At 45.8% G+C, this 16,101-nt stretch carries 18 protein-coding genes; 3 read left to right on the top strand and 15 right to left on the bottom strand.

Annotation, left to right across the window (positions count from 1 at the left end):
* Positions 1-13: 13 nt before the first annotated feature.
* Complete coding sequence (locus tag ABFW99_RS06880; protein ID WP_349354777.1) at positions 14-1,621, bottom strand: peptide chain release factor 3; 1,608 nt, start codon at positions 1,619-1,621, stop codon at positions 14-16.
* 236 nt (positions 1,622-1,857) lie between these two features.
* On the opposite strand from ABFW99_RS06880, the gene ABFW99_RS06875 reads away from it, so the two are divergent.
* Positions 1,858-2,394 carry an REP-associated tyrosine transposase gene (locus tag ABFW99_RS06875; protein ID WP_440707459.1) on the top strand — a complete coding sequence of 179 codons (537 nt, stop codon included), beginning with the start codon at positions 1,858-1,860 and terminating at the stop codon, positions 2,392-2,394.
* Positions 2,395-2,531: 137 nt separating this feature from the next.
* Here the strand turns inward: ABFW99_RS06875 and ABFW99_RS06870 are convergent, their stop codons facing one another.
* The 13 genes from ABFW99_RS06870 to ABFW99_RS06810 form a co-directional block, all read right to left on the bottom strand.
* Positions 2,532-4,394: a glycoside hydrolase family 13 protein gene (locus ABFW99_RS06870; RefSeq protein WP_349354775.1), complete on the bottom strand. Its 1,863-nt coding sequence runs from the start codon at positions 4,392-4,394 to the stop codon at positions 2,532-2,534.
* A gap of 95 nt (positions 4,395-4,489) precedes the next feature.
* Positions 4,490-5,563: a serine hydrolase domain-containing protein gene (locus ABFW99_RS06865; protein ID WP_349354774.1), complete on the bottom strand. Its 1,074-nt coding sequence runs from the start codon at positions 5,561-5,563 to the stop codon at positions 4,490-4,492.
* Between the two features lie 47 nt (positions 5,564-5,610).
* Positions 5,611-6,909, bottom strand: coding sequence for an amidohydrolase (locus tag ABFW99_RS06860; RefSeq protein WP_349354773.1), 1,299 nt, complete (start codon positions 6,907-6,909; stop codon positions 5,611-5,613).
* Positions 6,910-7,018: 109 nt separating this feature from the next.
* Positions 7,019-7,417, bottom strand: a complete 399-nt coding sequence (locus ABFW99_RS06855) for a hypothetical protein (protein WP_349354772.1) — start codon at positions 7,415-7,417, stop codon at positions 7,019-7,021.
* A 28-nt stretch (positions 7,418-7,445) separates the two neighbouring features.
* On the bottom strand, positions 7,446-8,741 hold the full coding sequence (locus ABFW99_RS06850; protein WP_349354771.1) for a DUF4900 domain-containing protein: 1,296 nt from the start codon (positions 8,739-8,741) through the stop codon (positions 7,446-7,448).
* 12 nt (positions 8,742-8,753) lie between these two features.
* Positions 8,754-9,353 (bottom strand): hypothetical protein, encoded by a 600-nt coding sequence (locus ABFW99_RS06845; protein ID WP_349354770.1) that lies wholly within the window; start codon positions 9,351-9,353, stop codon positions 8,754-8,756.
* Complete coding sequence (locus ABFW99_RS06840; RefSeq protein ID WP_349354769.1) at positions 9,350-9,778, bottom strand: hypothetical protein; 429 nt, start codon at positions 9,776-9,778, stop codon at positions 9,350-9,352. The genes ABFW99_RS06845 and ABFW99_RS06840 overlap by 4 nt, the downstream gene beginning before the upstream one ends.
* Before the next feature lie 87 nt (positions 9,779-9,865).
* Positions 9,866-10,555, bottom strand: coding sequence for an NAD(P)H-binding protein (locus ABFW99_RS06835; protein ID WP_349354768.1), 690 nt, complete (start codon positions 10,553-10,555; stop codon positions 9,866-9,868).
* Positions 10,521-11,456, bottom strand: coding sequence for a M23 family metallopeptidase (locus ABFW99_RS06830; protein WP_349354767.1), 936 nt, complete (start codon positions 11,454-11,456; stop codon positions 10,521-10,523). The genes ABFW99_RS06835 and ABFW99_RS06830 overlap by 35 nt, the downstream gene beginning before the upstream one ends.
* A 79-nt stretch (positions 11,457-11,535) precedes the next feature.
* Positions 11,536-12,744, bottom strand: coding sequence for a serine hydrolase domain-containing protein (locus ABFW99_RS06825; RefSeq protein WP_349354766.1), 1,209 nt, complete (start codon positions 12,742-12,744; stop codon positions 11,536-11,538).
* A gap of 94 nt (positions 12,745-12,838) precedes the next feature.
* Positions 12,839-13,132 (bottom strand): ArsR/SmtB family transcription factor, encoded by a 294-nt coding sequence (locus ABFW99_RS06820; protein ID WP_349354765.1) that lies wholly within the window; start codon positions 13,130-13,132, stop codon positions 12,839-12,841.
* Between the two features lie 143 nt (positions 13,133-13,275).
* Entirely contained in the window at positions 13,276-13,647 is a 372-nt protein-coding gene (locus tag ABFW99_RS06815; RefSeq protein ID WP_349354764.1) for a glyoxalase/bleomycin resistance/extradiol dioxygenase family protein, read from the bottom strand.
* Positions 13,644-14,552: an MBL fold metallo-hydrolase gene (locus tag ABFW99_RS06810; protein WP_349354763.1), complete on the bottom strand. Its 909-nt coding sequence runs from the start codon at positions 14,550-14,552 to the stop codon at positions 13,644-13,646. The genes ABFW99_RS06815 and ABFW99_RS06810 overlap by 4 nt, the downstream gene beginning before the upstream one ends.
* A 245-nt stretch (positions 14,553-14,797) precedes the next feature.
* Between ABFW99_RS06810 and ABFW99_RS06805 the strand changes: the two genes are divergently transcribed.
* Positions 14,798-15,145: a hypothetical protein gene (locus ABFW99_RS06805; RefSeq protein WP_349354762.1), complete on the top strand. Its 348-nt coding sequence runs from the start codon at positions 14,798-14,800 to the stop codon at positions 15,143-15,145.
* A gap of 66 nt (positions 15,146-15,211) precedes the next feature.
* On the top strand, positions 15,212-15,628 hold the full coding sequence (locus tag ABFW99_RS06800; RefSeq protein ID WP_349354761.1) for a CC0125/CC1285 family lipoprotein: 417 nt from the start codon (positions 15,212-15,214) through the stop codon (positions 15,626-15,628).
* Between the two features lie 11 nt (positions 15,629-15,639).
* On the opposite strand, the gene ABFW99_RS06795 is transcribed toward ABFW99_RS06800, so the two are convergent.
* Complete coding sequence (locus ABFW99_RS06795; protein ID WP_349354760.1) at positions 15,640-16,068, bottom strand: nuclear transport factor 2 family protein; 429 nt, start codon at positions 16,066-16,068, stop codon at positions 15,640-15,642.
* Positions 16,069-16,101: the final 33 nt, after the last annotated feature.

Here is a 16,101-nt window from a genome sequence, read left to right as displayed (position 1 = left end):
GGCGTTCGGGTTCTTAGCCTTGTTTGAACTTGAATAGATTCTCGGATCCTACCTTTTCCTCTCCTTGTGAAAGGGCATACTGAGAATCGAATAGTACAATTGGATTCTCTTCCATGTCTTTGGTGACGTGGGTGGAGTAACTGGCTTCCAGTTTTTCAATCACATCGTCTCTGTCATTTGGCAACCAGCGGGCACAGAAATAAGACACCGGAGTTTTGATAAGCTCCACTCCGTATTCAGTGAGCATACGGTGCTCCACAACTTCAAACTGAAGCACCCCGACCGTTCCAAGTAACAATTCATTTCCAACTCCGTTTGGCACCTCAAATACGTGAACTACTCCCTCTTCGGATAGTTGCTTTAATCCTTCCCGAAGCTGCTTTCGCTTGAAAGGATCTTTGGTGGCTACTTTCTGAAAGTGCTCGGGGGTGAAGAGCGGGATTACATCAAACTTAACTTCATTCTTTTCAAAAATGGTAGTACCAATACGGAATGAACCCGGATTGAAAATCGAAACAATATCTCCGGGGTAAGCATCTTCCAGCAGCTGCCGGTCGTCGCCCATCAGGGTGTGCGGGGTCGACATTTTAACTTTCTTCCCGTTACCGGCAATGGTTACCTGTTGTCCTCGTTCAAACCTTCCAGAGGCCACCCGGATAAAAGCCGCACAGTCACGATGATCAGGATTCATGTTGGCCTGCATCTTGAAGATAAACCCGGAGAAGCCGTCGTTAAGATCTCTGGCCAAACCTTCCGGAGTTTTGTACTGCTGAGGGTGAGGGGCAAGTTGGTGAAAGTAATTCAGGAATACATCCAGCCCGAAGTTGTGGAGGGCCGAGCCAAAAAATACCGGCGTTACCTTACCGGTCGCATATGCCTCACGATCCATGTTTTCGTACATGTCGTCAATCAGCATCACCTCTTCTTCAAAAGCTTCCTTTTCTACGCCCGACATTGACGAAGCTTCGATGGCCTCTTCAAGATCAAGCACTTCGGTAACGGCCTTTTTGGCTCCGTGCTCCGTTTTTTGGTACATGTGTACCTTCTTCTCAATTACATCATAGATGCCCTGGAATTTCTGACCATAACCCATGGGCCAGCTGGCAGGCACAGCTTCAATTCCCAGCTTATTCTCAATGTTACTAAGAATTTCCAGTGGTTCCATACCGGGGCGGTCACACTTGTTTACAAAGGTGATAACAGGAACTTCGCGCAGCTTACATACTTCAAATAATTTCTCGGTCTGCTCCTCTACGCCTTTGGCCACGTCAATTACCATAAGGCCGGAGTCGGCGGCTACCAACGTTCGGAGTGTATCTTCAGAAAAGTCTTTGTGACCCGGGGTATCCAGCAGGTTGTATTTGATGCCTTCTTTCTCAAACCGTAAAACAGAAGAGGTTACAGAGATCCCCCGCTCCTGCTCTATCGACATCCAGTCGGAAGCGGCATGACGGGTGGCTTTACGAGCACGGATAGAACCAGCCTCGTGCAGCGCCCCACCATACAGCAACAGCTTTTCCGTGAGGGTGGTCTTACCCGCATCGGGGTGGGATATAATGGCGAAGGTTCGTCGCTTTTTCGCCTCTTTGATGATATTTGATTCGGCTGTGGCCGTGCTCATAGTGGTTTTTGGACTGCTTGCTTGATTAAGCTTTAAAGATACGGCCTTTTAGGTGAAGTTTGTAGTGGCGAGTGTTAGTGGTTGGGGGATATAGTTAAAGATCTGCTACAGCAGGGGGGTAAATTTGTTAAAACTCGTTCCCAACCACCCGGTTGGGAACGGCACTGCGGACCACCGGGTCCGAATAAATTTTGTAAGGAATAAGCTTTTCACCACTCTTACTGAAATAAAAAACCATGGGAAGAAGTCGTTATAAATTTCAAGAAAGTCATTACCCTTACTTTATTACAAGCAGCATTCTCGAAGAGCTGCCTTTTTTTTGCAATCCTCAGATCGCAAAAATTCTTTTAGATCAATTCATCTTCATGCAGAAAAAGAAGGGTGTAACCCTCTACTCTTATGTAATAATGCCCAATCACTTCCATGCCATTGTGCAGGGTGTGGATTTAGCAAACAGCCTTCGGCTAACCAAATCGTTTGCTGCACGAAGAATGCTAAAACATTTGCAAGATAACGGGCACACCCGATGGCTGTATAAACTGAAACACAACAAACGGAATCACAAGGTGTGGAGAACGTATCAGGTTTGGGAAGAGGGTTTGCACCCTAAACAATTAAGTACTGTCAAAATGGTGAATCAGAAGATGCAGTATATTCATTTTAATCCGGTTAAGGGCGGGTTTGTAAATAAGCCTGAGGATTGGAGGTACTCATCTGCCCGGGATTACCTGGGAATGAAGGGGTTGATACCTTTAACCTTGTTTGGGGGGTGATTGGGAGTCCATTATTTACCTCCTGTATTGGGACCGGGTGGTCCCCAGCTTGCGTTCCCAACCGGGTGGTTGGGAACGAGGTTTGGTCTCGCTCGGATAGTTTAAGACTAATCGTATTAGGACTGCTTAAGCTGAAACTATCTCAGGTCCCAAACGTTGGTAGTTTTAGCAGGTACTTCGAAATCACCGGTAACCTCCAACTCTTCTCCTGAAACTACATTCACCCCAACTTCAAAATTATTTAAAATTTCAGCAAACCGATGCCGGCCAAGAGTAACAGGGGCTTCATTCGCATTCATCACCACCATCACGGTTTGCTCTTCATGAATCCGAAAATAGACATAGGTATTATTTTCAGGGACAAAATGGACCAGCTTTCCTTCGTGAATGGCCACCGCATCTTTGCGCCATTGGGTGAGCTTGGTGATGTAATCCAGGATTTCATTTTCCCTTTCGGTTCGGCCTTTTTCAGTAAAAACACTCCGCTCGTCATCAGGCCAGCCGCCGGGCATGGTTTGTCTCCAGGCTTCGTCATCCCCGCCTCGGTTCTCGTGGCCCATCATCAGCTCGGTTCCGTAATAGACCTGCGGGATTCCCCGCGTGGTCATCAAAAAAGCATAGGCCATTTTGAAGTAGTCTTCGTCTTTGCCCACGGTTTCGTAAATACGGCCCATGTCATGGTTATCCAGAAAATTTACGTTTAGCATAGGGTCGGCATATACAAAATCCTGAGACAGCACGTAATACAATTTACTGAGTCCGTTCAGCCAGCCGAAGTCTTCATTAAAAGCCTGACGGATCGCATTGGCAATTTGAAAATCGGTGACGCTGGGCAGGTTTGAATTATAGCCGTCATCCACACCGGGCTCATCGTATTGCCAGTAGGCCTCGGCAGGAACCGTGTTTACCCATGATTCTCCGACAATATTGAAATTCGGATAAGCTTCCAGCACTTCTCTTGCCCAGCGCGCCATGTACTGTTGGTCTGGGTACACGTAGGTATCCATGCGGATGCCGTCAATGCCGGAATACTCAATCCACCAGATCGTGTTTTGAATGAGGTAATCAGCCAGCAACTCATTCTTTTGATTCAGGTCGGGCATTTCAGGTACAAACCACCCATTCAATAATTTGTCAGAATCGTATTCTGAAGCATAGGGATCTGACGCCACTGCCCCGCGAAAATTGGTGGTTCCGTACTCATCGATATCATGCACCCAGTCGGAAGTAGGCAAATCGCCCATCCACCAATGACGGTCGCCAATGTGGTTGTGAATCATATCCATGATCACTTTCATGCCTTTTGAGTGAGCTTCCTCCACCAGCTGCTTGTATTCCACATTGCTTCCATAGCGGCGGTCAACGCGATACAGATCGGTGGCGGCATACCCATGATAGGCGCCATATTCGGCAGCCATATCATTCTCGATGATGGGGGTAAACCAAATGGCGGTCATCCCTAAATCTTTGATATAATCCAGGTGATCCATCACACCCTGAATATCTCCACCCTGTCGCCGTTCAGGATTAGACCGGTCAGCCGTTTCCAGCATCCCTTCAACGCTGTCGTTGGATGGATCTCCGTTGGCAAAACGGTCGGGCATCATGAGGTAAATGACATCAGAAGCATCAAATCCCTGGTGGCGGCCTTCCAGAGACTCCCGGGTTTTCAGTTCGTAATTCAAAGTGATGCTTTCTCCCTTCCGGGTTAAGGTGATGGGCAGGGTTCCGGCTTTTGCGTCTTCAGAAATCTCGAAGTAGAGAAATAAATAATTGGGGGAGTCAACGGCGTACTGAGCGGTAATTTCCACGCCCGGATAATCTACAGATGCCCGGTAGTGTCCTAATTCTTCTCCATATAGCTGGAGCTGGAGTTCATTAATCGGCATTTCTACCCACCAGAAGGGCGGGTCCACAATCTGAATTTCTTTTGGTAACTGAGCCTCTGCAACCGTGGTGAGAAACAGCAGGGAAAGTACAAGGGAATAAATTTTCTTCATGATGAACAGGATCTTTACTTATCGCCAACGCGAGATATAATAAAGATCAGTTCACACATTTTCTTATGTAAATGCTTACATCAGGAAATACAGCTCTATTCAATAAAAATTTTAGCCAGCTCATTTCGAAGTTCATTCATCGGGGCACTTGACCGGTTAATGGCAAAAGCGATGATCACCTCACTTTCCAAGTGCATCATAAACATGGTGCTTCCGCCTACGGAGCCTCCGCTGTGGCCTTTCCACTCGATACCATCAATTTCCATGGTTGACCACCCAATTCCATAGTTGGTAGTTTCTCCGTCATCAGTTTCAAGGGGTTGCATTAGTCGGTCTTGCGTTTCCTGGTTCAGGAAGTCGTTGGAGAGATGAGCTTCCCCGAATTTGATCATGTCTACGGTTGTAGATAGAAATCCGCCTCCGGCCCATTTGTAGCTGTTGTCCACATAAGGAGCTTCTTTATTTTCCCCGTCTTCCAGAATGTAGAACTTAGTTCGGGCAGGAATATCACGATAGGCATAATCGGGCATGGTGTTATTCATTCCCAGCGGCTGAAATACTTCGGTTTCCATATAGGAAATAAATTCTTCACCGGATGCCCCTTCAACAGCGGCACTTACCAGGTTCCATCCATAGCTGGAATAAGAATAAGATGAACCGGGTTCAAATAAGAGAGTGTCTTCCTTAAAAATCTCAAGTCCGGCCGACACGGTATTATATCGCACCGTACTCATAAACTCATTACCCCGATAATGCCTGATGCCTGCCAGGTGTCCGGCCACTTCTTCAACAGTGAAGTCGTACTTCTTTTCAGGAAACTCCGGCACATAGGTATGAATGGATTCATCCGGGTCCATCTTTCCCTGCTGGTACAGTAAACCGACTGCCGCAGCCGTATAAGTTTTAGATACGCTTCCCACCCGAAACAAGGTTTCGTCAGGGTCAACCGGTGTTTGAGTTGAGAGATCCGAATAGCCAAAGCCGCGCGACCAGATTATTTCACCTCCACGATATACGCTTACGCTCATTCCGGGGATGTTGTAGTGCCGATAGTAAGACTCTACGAGTTTTTCGGCTTCGGCAATGTCATCCTGAACGGCAACTTCCTGTCCAAATACAGTAAGAGTCAGGAATGAGAATAGAATCAGAAAACTAAGTCGCTTTTGCATAAGTATAATTGAGTTGGTTTTAGGATTTATTCCGATACATCAACAGTTCACATGCCGGCGGAATTCATATAATCAATCACCAGGTTGCTCATAGCCCGAACACCTAATTTCATTCCGCTTTCGTCAATGTAGAAATCCGGGGTGTGATGTCCTGCAGCCTCTCTGCCGGGGGCCTTCCCGCCAATGAAGAAATACAGTCCGGGCACTTCTTTCTGGAAAAACGAGAAATCCTCAGCCCCGGTGATGGCATCCATGATCACCGCATTTTCTTCTCCGGCTACTTCTTCCAAAGTAGGAGCCATCCTGGCCGTTAACTCTGGATCGTTATAAGTAATGGGATATCCTTTGTGGATGGTAAGGGTTGCTTCGGCCCCGTTGCTTTCCGCGGTATTCTGGACGATGGTTTCCAGCCGCTTAAAAATAAGCTGACGCATGTCTTCATCCAGCGCCCTAATGGTTCCTTCCAGGTGAATGCTTTCAGGAATGATGTTATGACGAACGCCGCCCTCAATAACACCAAAAGTGACTACAGCCGCCTGCTTGGTGAGCTCCATATTCCGGCTCACAATGGTTTGGGCGTTGTTGATGATTTGAGCGGCCGTCACAATGGGATCAACGCCATTCCAGGGAGCGGAGCCATGCGCCTGCTTTCCCTTAATATCGAGGCTGAAGCTGTTTACGCTGGCCATAATTCCTTCCGGCCGGTAGCGAATGGTGCCGACCGGAGTGGCATCGTTAATATGTAACCCGAAAATTACATCTACATCCGGGTTTCCTAAAACGCCCTCTTTTACCATCAGTTCACCTCCGCCTTCTTCGCCCTGTGGAGCTCCTTCTTCAGCGGGTTGAAATATAAACTTAATGGTGCCTTTCAGATCATCTTTCATCTCCGTCAGTATTTTTGCGACGCCCATCAGGATAGCCATGTGAGTATCATGTCCGCAAGCGTGCATCACGCCCACTTCCTTCCCCTGATACATTCCGGTTGCTGTGGATTTAAAAGGTACATCCGTTCGTTCGGTAACGGGGAGGGCGTCCATGTCGGCACGCAAAGCGATAACTGGGCCCGGTTTTCCGCCCTCTAAAAGAGCAACCACTCCCGTATGGGCCACTTCGGTTTCCACTTTTAAATCCAGTTCGTTCAGGTACTCAGCAATATAAGCGGCCGTTTCAAATTCACGGTTAGATAGTTCGGGATTTTCGTGAAAGTGCCGGCGCCAGTCTATAACTTGTTGCTCAATATCATCTGCCCGCTCATCGATTATTTTCTTGAGGTCGGCCGAAGTTTGAGCAAAGCAGGTTAGGGTAAAAAGGGAAAGGAAAATCAGGGAGCATAATTTTTTCATACGGATAACAGACTTGTTAAAAGTGTATCCGATTGTAATCAATACCCATCACTTTCAAAAATAAAAAACCCCCAGAAAGAGGGTTTTAAGGAATAAAGAGCAGGATTGGTTACCAGGCGGTTGCGCCAAACTGAATCGGAGGAAGAATCATCTCATTCCCTGAAAGCCGGAGCGAGCGCGGGCGGGGTTCTTCATACTTTTTTGATTGGGTGTCCAGCACAAAGTTGTATGAGACCTGATCTCCATCCAGAAAACGCTTGAATCTAACTTCTGCAGTAAAAATACTATCTATAGGCTCTTCATCTCTAAGATAAATATCATCGATTCCATTCAGGGGGCGAACATCCCCCACAAGAATTACTTTATCGGTAGAGGGAATAAAAAGGCTGTCTTGCAATGCTTTTTTCATATCAAGGTTGAAGGTAACGGTGGTTTGCGCCGAGGCCGAAGCAAAAGCTGAAATTGAAAGTACCAGTGCAAGGCTGATTTTGATTATGTTTTGATACATGAAATTAGAATTTATTTGATAAGAGAGATTAGTTTTTAACGATTACACGGTCTTTCCATGAAAGTATAGAGAACACACTTTCACGCGGAAAGTAGGGCGGAATTGAATATCGCAGCCGGGTGTCATATTCATAGTTTTTTGAAAACCCGGTATCTCCAAAAAAGCCTCCAAAGGTGCCAACCGGCCCCCTGTTTTTTTGAATGATGCCGCCCAGTAAATTTATTTTCCCCCTATAGCCGCCCGAGCTGTAGTTCTCAACACGAAAAGAGGTCCCCATGGCCATGATAGAGGCATGAAGGTTTACATCGGCAGAGCCTTTATAGGTGTGGGCATCTTTATCTAAAATCACATCCTTCTCACTCACCAGCCCAAGCAGGTCTGCAGAAACTTCATTATTACGGGGGTCGTCGTAGTATTCAAGGTCGCCCATAATCTCGATGTCATCTTCTGAGTGCAGAGTTAACGGACCAGCTACCGTTCCTTTAACCGAAGCCTTTTTGGTGGTGGATATGATTCCGTTATGCTCAGGGGCAGCATATTCCTGAGCAGGGAGCCAGACTTCTGCGGCCTCGTCATACTCTGAAATAGAAACAGAGCCGTCGTCCTGAAAGGTGACATCGATCTGGTTGGTGAAAGTAAGCCCGGTTGAGTTAGCGGCACTTTTCAGGTCATTAATCTGTGTTTGAGTTGGGAGCGGGCGTTCCGGAGAGTTGAAATCCGTAGTACTTCGAAAGTCAGGGTTGTCTCCAAATAAGTTCCGGCTTTGCCAGTTATTTGGGCTCGACACGTGTCCATAAAAAGTAGGTGTTCCCGACATTCGGAAGGTGCCGTTGGTGTGAATAGGGCCGGAAATGACATCCGAGGAGTAAAAATAAATTTCTGAGTTACCCAGCAGGCTGCTGCGCTCTTCATCCGAGAAATAGGAATATTTGGAATAGGAGTCCCGGCGCATCATCACTTCAACAACAGCGGTGTAATTTCCGTAGGTAGCCTCGCTGTACAGAAGTACTTTGTACTCGTCCCAGCCACCCTGACCAACCGATATTCCCTCCGGATAGGAAGAGCTCTGGGAGTCGTACAGTTCAAGGGAAGCCGAACCGGGCAGTGAGCTCACGTCCGATATTTCCCCATCCCATTCATTATCGATGGTGATTTTCTCAATCCCCATCTTAATCATGCTAACGGCGGAGTTTTTTGCCTGAGCTTCACTGATGTTTTGCGCAGACTTCTGTGGCAGCATCATAGCCCGGCGATTGTTTGAGTTCGTGATAACGCCGGCGATTATCATAAATCCGGCCACTAAAATTAACATGGATCGTCCCATAACAGTAGGTTCTTAAAAAGTTAGGTTGTTGGGTACAATGGTCCGGTTCCATACCGAACGGTAGTATTTTTCAGACCCTTTGGTGCTGACGTAATATGAGTTTTTTGACTCGTGGACCAGCTCAATGGAAACTTGTTTTACAAGTTCGGGGTCGTTGGTTTCGCTCCCATTGGCATCCAGATATTTAAATTCCAGGTGAGTGACATAGAAGGTCAGTTCTTCGCTGTCTCCGCTGAAAAAAGGATCAGGATCGAAGGTGCGGGTCAGGATATAGTCATCGGGATTGTCAGTGGAGGTCGCCTTATTGGCAGTCAGGTGCCATTCAACGGTGTTGTAATCGGCAACGGATCCGCTTCCGTCTTCATCGTATATATCGCCCTTAAATTCGAATTTCCCACCGGTCATTGTCAGGATATTGTCTGCCGTGCCGGTGTTGTATCCCAGTCTGTTAATATCATTCTGAAGGATTTCAACGATGGTATCGAAGGAATTTTCAGTAATAACCCCCGTAGTGGTTTCAACAGCTGAGTTGAAAACGAAATTATTGAAAGCCAGCAAAGTGAGCAGGAATAGCCCTCCAACCACGAAGCTTGTAAATATATTCAGATTCATTTTTCAAAGGATTTAATGAATACAAGAGTTGCTTCAGAATTATATTCCTTAACCGTATTAGACACGGTCACAGTAACCAGGTATCGGTTAAGCAGTGGGTCGGGCTCTTGAATGAGTTCGGAGGTTGCCTCTACCCGAAAGGTTTCATCGTACTGGTTCTCAGAACCATATACATTGGTTTTGTTCTTGGGGTAGTCAGCGAACATATAGCTGCTGTGCCCGTCTTTAAGTTGATTTTCTTTGTCCCGGCTCAGCAACTTAACCTGCTCAATTTCATCCTGGGCAAGCGCGATGGATCGGTTTTCAGTACCCGCGGTTACCATGCTTTCTGAAGCAGCCAGAAAACTTTTGGAGATGTTGGTGGACATCAGGGAAAAAAGCAGCATGGCTGCCATCAAATAAATTATATCGGAATAGTCTGTCATTGGTATAGCTCAAGTTTGTTTGGCTATACATACGATGATGATTTTTGGCAGGATTGCCGGGAAAGCGTTAGTTTTTCTTAATGTACGCTACAGGTAGAAGATTTCATCCAGCTCAAAGATGTGATATCCTTCAGGGCACTTGTGCAGAGAATTGATCATTCCTTCTGCAACCTTTCCTGCAAAGATAGGCTGGTATTTTTTAAGGCCCGGAATTTTGGTGAAAATTCTGGCCATAAAAATTCCGATGGTCTCGCCTAACCGACTATCACTTCGGTCACCATCCAGGAATGAGGGGCGGAGGATCGTGATAACTTTAAAGGGCAGCTCTTTAACGGCTTCGTCCAGCTCGCCTTTAAGCTTGGTATAAAAAGCCCGGGACTCCGCATTTGCACCGGCTGATGAAACCAGTGAAAACTTGGCAACGCCATTTTCAGCGGCCGCCTTTGCTGTTTCATATTGATAGGTGAAATCGATGGTGTATTGCTTTTCCTGGCTGCCGGCTTGTTTGATGGTGGTGCCCAATGCAGAGTACAGTTCATTTCCAGTGAGTAAGTGTTTCCATTCGTCCATGTTTTCGAAATCAACAATATGTTCTTCCAGTTTGGAATGTTTAACTCCTGTACTCCGCCGGTGAAAAACCCTCACGCTTACATAACGGTCGTCTTCCAAAAGCTGCTTCAACACATGAGAACCTACCAGCCCGGTAGCGCCAATAACAATCGCTGTTTTATTCATGAGGTGGTCATCGGTTTCTTTTTTTCCATCTTCTTCGTTCAAACCACCCCATTTCCTGAGTGATAATATCTACCGGATGTACGGCTCTGTACATATGATCGGGCTTAAGTTTGGCATTCTTTTCAACGGATGTACGGAACAGGGGAACAGCATAATTCCAGTACTTATCGTCAGACCCGCTTCTGTAGTCATCGTTTTTGTAGGCGAGGGTGAAACGAAAGCCGATTTCAGACTCATCTTCTTTCGAAGCTACAATACCGATAGGATCACCGGCCACAATATCATCACCGATTTCCACAAAGATGCCGTCTTTCTTCAGGTGAGAGTATGACCCAAAGGTGCAATCTTCGTGTACTACCTGAACATAGTTATAATTCGAAGTGAAATAATTTTCTGTCTCAGAATCATCGTGATCAACTTCAATATCTGTGATGGTTCCACCTCTGCTCGCGTAAACCGTATCTCCGGCCTCGGCCCTGAAGCCAAGTGCATAGAAATCATCAGGAGTTTCTTTATCAAACATTTCGCCAATATGTTTGAGCCCGAATATTTCAGTGGCTTTTCCTTTTGCAACCGGGAGTAAATACTCCAGCTCATCCGCCTCAGTGTCCATGCACCCGATATTATAAGAATAGGTGTATGAAAACCTCACGTAAGAATCAGCCATTCCTGATTTTTCAATCTCAAGAACCCGGGTCCTTCCAAACCGAACCGTCTTTTTATAAGGATTTGGGTTGGGAGGCATGGCATTACTTACTGACGAAAAATCCAGACTTACAGTATATGGTGTAAAAGACTCGTTCTTTGCATAAAAAGTAGGCTCACCTTCATCGTTATATTCTACTTCAATGGTAATAGGCAGATCTGCATATTGAGCGAAAGTATTGGAAAAACCGAGCGTAATAAAAAGGAGGATTAAACCGGATAGCTTGTGTAAAGGCATAACTACAATGATCTTATTTAGAAAATACCCTAATAGGTTAATTAATTTAAAAATAATAAGGTAGTGCTAATTAAGATGCCTATTCAATGGCCTCAAGTACATGCTTTACCACTCCATCCATAGCGCTTCCCTTAATCCAGCGGGCAACTATAACCAGGTCATTTTCCTGATCTACATATACCATATTTGTGCCTGCACCCAGATGAAAGAAAGAAGATTTTGGAGCGCTGGGAAGCCGGTCTTCATTTACATTCAGGAACCAGTTCATAAAGCCATAGTTTGAATTGGCTTCGGTAGGAGTCTGAGCCATTTTATTCCATTCTTCAGAAATGATCTGTTCATCTTTCCAACGGCCGTTTCTTAGCGTTAAAAGTCCAAACCGGGCCTGGTCCCGGGCACTGATGAACATGCCACCGCCCCAGTGTCCGCCACCACTTACGGCTTGCATCTGCTGTCCGTCAATAATAACCCAGGAATTTTCATATCCCATCCAGCGCCAGGTGGGGGATGCACCGATTTTATCCATCACCTCTTCACGAAGCACTTTAGGAAGCGGCTCTCTTAATACATTCATGGCAGCAAGGGCCAGCAGGTTCACGCGCACGTCGTTATATTCCCACACGGTTCCGGGTTCGAAGCGCTCGCGGGTCATCCACTCCGAACGATCTCCCGAAGGTCGGTCGGCCCAATCTGGTTTTCCCCACAGAGTTCCTTCCCAATCAGAAGTCTGCCGCAGAAGATGATTCCAGGTGATCCTGGAGTTGTGATCTCCTTTAAAGGGCTCAAAGACTTTAGGCTCTTTAAACCGGTCGGCTTTATTTTGATTGTCATCCCACTCCATAAAGTAAATAGGAGCCATATACGCATCCACTTTGTCATGAACATCCCTAATCAGACCACGGTCATAAGCAACTCCAACGGTTGTAGTGAGGAAGCTTTTGGTCACACTGTGAGTCATGTCTACCCGAAATGGTTCACCCCATTCAGCGATGATATACCCGTCTTTTACGATGATCCCGGTTTGTTCGCCCCGGTCTTTAAACGGCCCGATGCCATCTCCAAACGGTTCACGCCCAAAAGTGCCATAATGGTTTTCTTCCATACTGCGGGGATTGTCCGTTTCCTGATCTTGGGCAAATTCAATGGCCTCCTGAATTTTATCTGCATTCATGCCGACTTCTTCCGGCGATATCTTTTCCCAATCTCCCCAGCTTCCGGGATAATAGGTTTGGGCCTGCAGGGTAGAGCTGGTTACAAACAGCAGAAGAAGTATCGATAAACGGCGCATAGCTTTTTATTGAGTTAGATAATGATCGAATCTACAAAAATGATTTCTAATCCCAAGTTAAAGTCTGTTTGTCCTGCGTCGGCATAGATTTTAATCAAGAATCACTGATCTTCTTTCTCCAGAAGTCGGTAAAAAAGCTTAGCCAGCGCTGTACTTCCAGAAATCCGTCGGTGTGTAAAGAACAGTGACGCTCCCTTCCCTTATTTGTGATAGTGATAAAGCCTTTATCGTGAAGGATATTTACATGCTTTGAAATAGCGGGTCTGCTGATATCAAAATTTTCGGCTAAAGAATTTATTGTATGCGTTTCCCGGGTTAGCATTTCAAGGATTTTTCTGCGGGTTGGGTCGGCGATAACCTGGAACACATCTAAATCAGGAAGGTTCATAAATGGCTTCTAATGGGTTTGAGGGTGATTTTAAAAACGAAGAGTAACCTAAAAGTTACTTTAATATATGCGTAACTTTGGATTTACGCAAAATAGGCAGAAATATTATCCAGATAACCGTCTGATGCTAAACAGCGAATTAGTTAACCCAGGTCTTGGACAAAAATAATGGCATTGTGAGCCGGTGAGTAAAAGCCGAGTTCATTTGTTCCCCATGGAGTGTTATCCCTTCGATTGATATCAAAGCCTTTTGCTCTGAACTCCGATTCCAGTAGATCTAAGTTGGCTACCCAAATCTTGATTTGCTGGGCATTACTCTTAGACGGCATGTCTTTCTCAAATTGAAACTGAAGGTGAATGTACTGTCCCTCCCGGTGCAGAACGGCATAGTCTAAGTTGTCGGTATAATTCAGAGAATCGTAAACGTTTTTAAACCCCAGCTGCTCAAAAAATTCTATTTCTGCTTTCAGGTCATGGGCAGGCAGTACGGGAGATATATTCAGGAAGTTATTCATAGCCGGATGGTTAATCCTTCTGAAGCTACTTTAAATCCCAGCTTTTCAACTTTCCTGCGCTCGGGGCTATCCAGAATAAGCGGATTGGTATGGTTAAAATGAATAAACATGACTTTTGACTTTTCGGATGCGGGCAGGTTTTCGAAAAGCCTGATGCTTTCTTCCACGTAAGGGTGCGGGATTTCACTCATATCCCGGCCGGGTAGTTCTGCCGAATCATAGAAAGTGCCATCAAGAAGAGCCAGGTCAACCCGGTTAATCTCTTCTGTGATGTCCTTTTCCCAAATATGCCATTTATTAATATCGGGTATGAAAAGAACATCCTTATTTGGGGAACTGATTCTATAGCCAACCGTTTCCGAGTATTCATCCCGATGAGGAACTAAAAATGGAGTTACGGACAGGCTTGGTGTTAGTCGTATGGTTGAATCAGAACGGAGCTCTTGCAAGGAGATATTTTCCATGGCAACCATTTGGCTCCAGGGTCCGTTGGTTTGCAGGTAGGATTTCATACGTGACATAGCATAAACCGGTACTTCTGAAGCCCCCATCACCTCATGTCCGAGATACATCAAGCCTGTGTAGTGCCCAATGTGAGCATGAGTTAAGAACACACCGGAAAGATCATCATTGCCGGAAGTTTTTTTAAGCTGATGCAGTTGTGTGGTGAAATCGGGCGTGGCTTCAAACATCCAGTTTTGTCCGGTGGATTGATCGGTTAACCCGAGGCTGACAACATGCCGTTTCTTTGCTTTTCCCTCCCAGAATTGTTGGCAGTGTTCTTTCAGGCAATCAGCCTGCGGAAAGCCGGCATCTTGTGCAATCCCCAAAATGGTGATGAATTGTTCGGGCTGTTCTTCAGTGGGTGGATTGTCAGCACATCCATAAATTATAAGCAGTGACAAAATTAAAAATCTGATCATGAAGGAAAGAAGCAAAAAGAGGGCTGAATTCAAAGCAACCTTTCAGCGTCCGTTAGGTCCTGGAAGCGTTGCGGTGTTTGGGAAGGGAAAAGTAGCTTAAACAGCCATCGAACGCTCCACGGTACTTTGGACGCTTGGAGGTTCTTATGGGGCACCGAAAAAAGTGAAAGTTTTCGGAAATAATTGCTACACTCCCACAGTCATTTTTTTGATATATCCGGATCCTTATGCTGCTGACCATTCTTATTCTAATAACGGCTTTTTTATTAAACCTTTTTCTACCCTGGTGGAGTATCGCGATACCGGGGCTTGTGTTTGGCTGGTGGTTTAATGAGAAAGCGGGGCCGTCTTTTGTGTTTGGTTTCCTGGCCCTGTTCATTCTTTGGGGAGGGCAGGCTGTGTATATTCACTTCGGCAACGATGCCATTCTTTCAACCCGAATCGCCGAAATGCTTCAGGTAGGATCGCCGTTGGTTGTGGTTTTGATCACAGGGGTGCTGGGAGGATTGGTAAGTGGCTTGGCAACACTGACGGGGGCTTTACTTCAGGAAACCCCACGAGAATTCAAATCCTGATCGCATGCACATGCAATAACATGTGGGAGTTAAAGGCGGTATCTATTTGGAAAAAAGAGGTGCCACATGTCATACCGAAGTATTTCCTTTTCCTTTCTTTTTATTACTTTCTTTATTGCAGGATGTGCAACATCCTATCACCCTGAAAACAGCAGGGGCTATGGTTTTACTGAAAAGCAGCTTTCCGGGCAAAGCTATCTGGTTTCATTCAGTGGAAATTCCAGGACTTCACCAACCGATGTTCAACACATGCTCTTGCGACGATGTGCCGAGCTTACCATACAGAAAGGCTATAGCTATTTTCTAATTCTCGACAAAGATTCAGATACAATGAGGGATGTTACCTACAGCGAGATCTCGAAAGTCCACGATCATAGTGAATCCATTACGAAATTTGTTCAGATCTACCTGGCTCATGAAAATGATATCAGCCCGGAAGGTCGGAAAAAGGCAATTAATGCCGGGATTTATCTTCACAAATAATAGCCGAAAGATTACTCCTGTTCACCATAAAATGGCCGGTCGGTATATGTTTTATGGATGATTTTCCAACCCTCTTTCAGTTTTAAGAGCAGGAAGTAATCCGTGTACACTCCTCGTCCGGGCATAACAATTTCAACTTTGGCAGTAGCTGCATTATTTTCATGATCAATGGAAATAATCCGGCCAATTCGGTTGCTTTTTCGCCCTTCCTGAAATCGGGAAATATAATCCTGGCCATCCCAAACCCTGAGGCTGTCGTCACCAATCACAGTATATAGGTTGAAGTCGGGATGAAAAGCTTTATGCAAGCGGTCCGGTTCTCCGTTGGCAGTTCCCTCAATGTAGTCGGTAAGGGTATCCTGTATAAGTTCTAATTCTGTTTGAGCGAAAGCGGTAAAGCTGATAAATGAGCAGATTAATAACAGGCTAAGTTTTTTCATGGCCACGTTGAGTTAATTTGTGATTAGGTAATG

Source organism: Gracilimonas sp. BCB1 (genome assembly GCF_040117685.2).
Taxonomy (GTDB): Bacteria; Bacteroidota; Rhodothermia; order Balneolales; family Balneolaceae; genus Gracilimonas.
This window is presented reverse-complemented; position numbering and strand designations above follow the sequence as displayed.

What these genes read in the sequence shown, in the direction of transcription:
- ABFW99_RS06880 (WP_349354777.1), bottom strand. Translation starts at nt 1,621, where the DNA reads ATGAGCACGGCCACAGCCGAATCAAATATCATCAAAGAGGCGAAAAAG.
- ABFW99_RS06875 (WP_440707459.1), top strand. Translation starts at nt 1,858, where the DNA reads ATGGGAAGAAGTCGTTATAAATTTCAAGAAAGTCATTACCCTTACTTT.
- ABFW99_RS06870 (WP_349354775.1), bottom strand. Translation starts at nt 4,394, where the DNA reads ATGAAGAAAATTTATTCCCTTGTACTTTCCCTGCTGTTTCTCACCACG.
- ABFW99_RS06865 (WP_349354774.1), bottom strand. Translation starts at nt 5,563, where the DNA reads ATGCAAAAGCGACTTAGTTTTCTGATTCTATTCTCATTCCTGACTCTT.
- ABFW99_RS06860 (WP_349354773.1), bottom strand. Translation starts at nt 6,909, where the DNA reads ATGAAAAAATTATGCTCCCTGATTTTCCTTTCCCTTTTTACCCTAACC.
- ABFW99_RS06855 (WP_349354772.1), bottom strand. Translation starts at nt 7,417, where the DNA reads ATGTATCAAAACATAATCAAAATCAGCCTTGCACTGGTACTTTCAATT.
- ABFW99_RS06850 (WP_349354771.1), bottom strand. Translation starts at nt 8,741, where the DNA reads ATGGGACGATCCATGTTAATTTTAGTGGCCGGATTTATGATAATCGCC.
- ABFW99_RS06845 (WP_349354770.1), bottom strand. Translation starts at nt 9,353, where the DNA reads ATGAATCTGAATATATTTACAAGCTTCGTGGTTGGAGGGCTATTCCTG.
- ABFW99_RS06840 (WP_349354769.1), bottom strand. Translation starts at nt 9,778, where the DNA reads ATGACAGACTATTCCGATATAATTTATTTGATGGCAGCCATGCTGCTT.
- ABFW99_RS06830 (WP_349354767.1), bottom strand. Translation starts at nt 11,456, where the DNA reads ATGCCTTTACACAAGCTATCCGGTTTAATCCTCCTTTTTATTACGCTC.
- ABFW99_RS06825 (WP_349354766.1), bottom strand. Translation starts at nt 12,744, where the DNA reads ATGCGCCGTTTATCGATACTTCTTCTGCTGTTTGTAACCAGCTCTACC.
- ABFW99_RS06820 (WP_349354765.1), bottom strand. Translation starts at nt 13,132, where the DNA reads ATGAACCTTCCTGATTTAGATGTGTTCCAGGTTATCGCCGACCCAACC.
- ABFW99_RS06815 (WP_349354764.1), bottom strand. Translation starts at nt 13,647, where the DNA reads ATGAATAACTTCCTGAATATATCTCCCGTACTGCCTGCCCATGACCTG.
- ABFW99_RS06805 (WP_349354762.1), top strand. Translation starts at nt 14,798, where the DNA reads ATGCTGCTGACCATTCTTATTCTAATAACGGCTTTTTTATTAAACCTT.
- ABFW99_RS06800 (WP_349354761.1), top strand. Translation starts at nt 15,212, where the DNA reads ATGTCATACCGAAGTATTTCCTTTTCCTTTCTTTTTATTACTTTCTTT.
- ABFW99_RS06795 (WP_349354760.1), bottom strand. Translation starts at nt 16,068, where the DNA reads ATGAAAAAACTTAGCCTGTTATTAATCTGCTCATTTATCAGCTTTACC.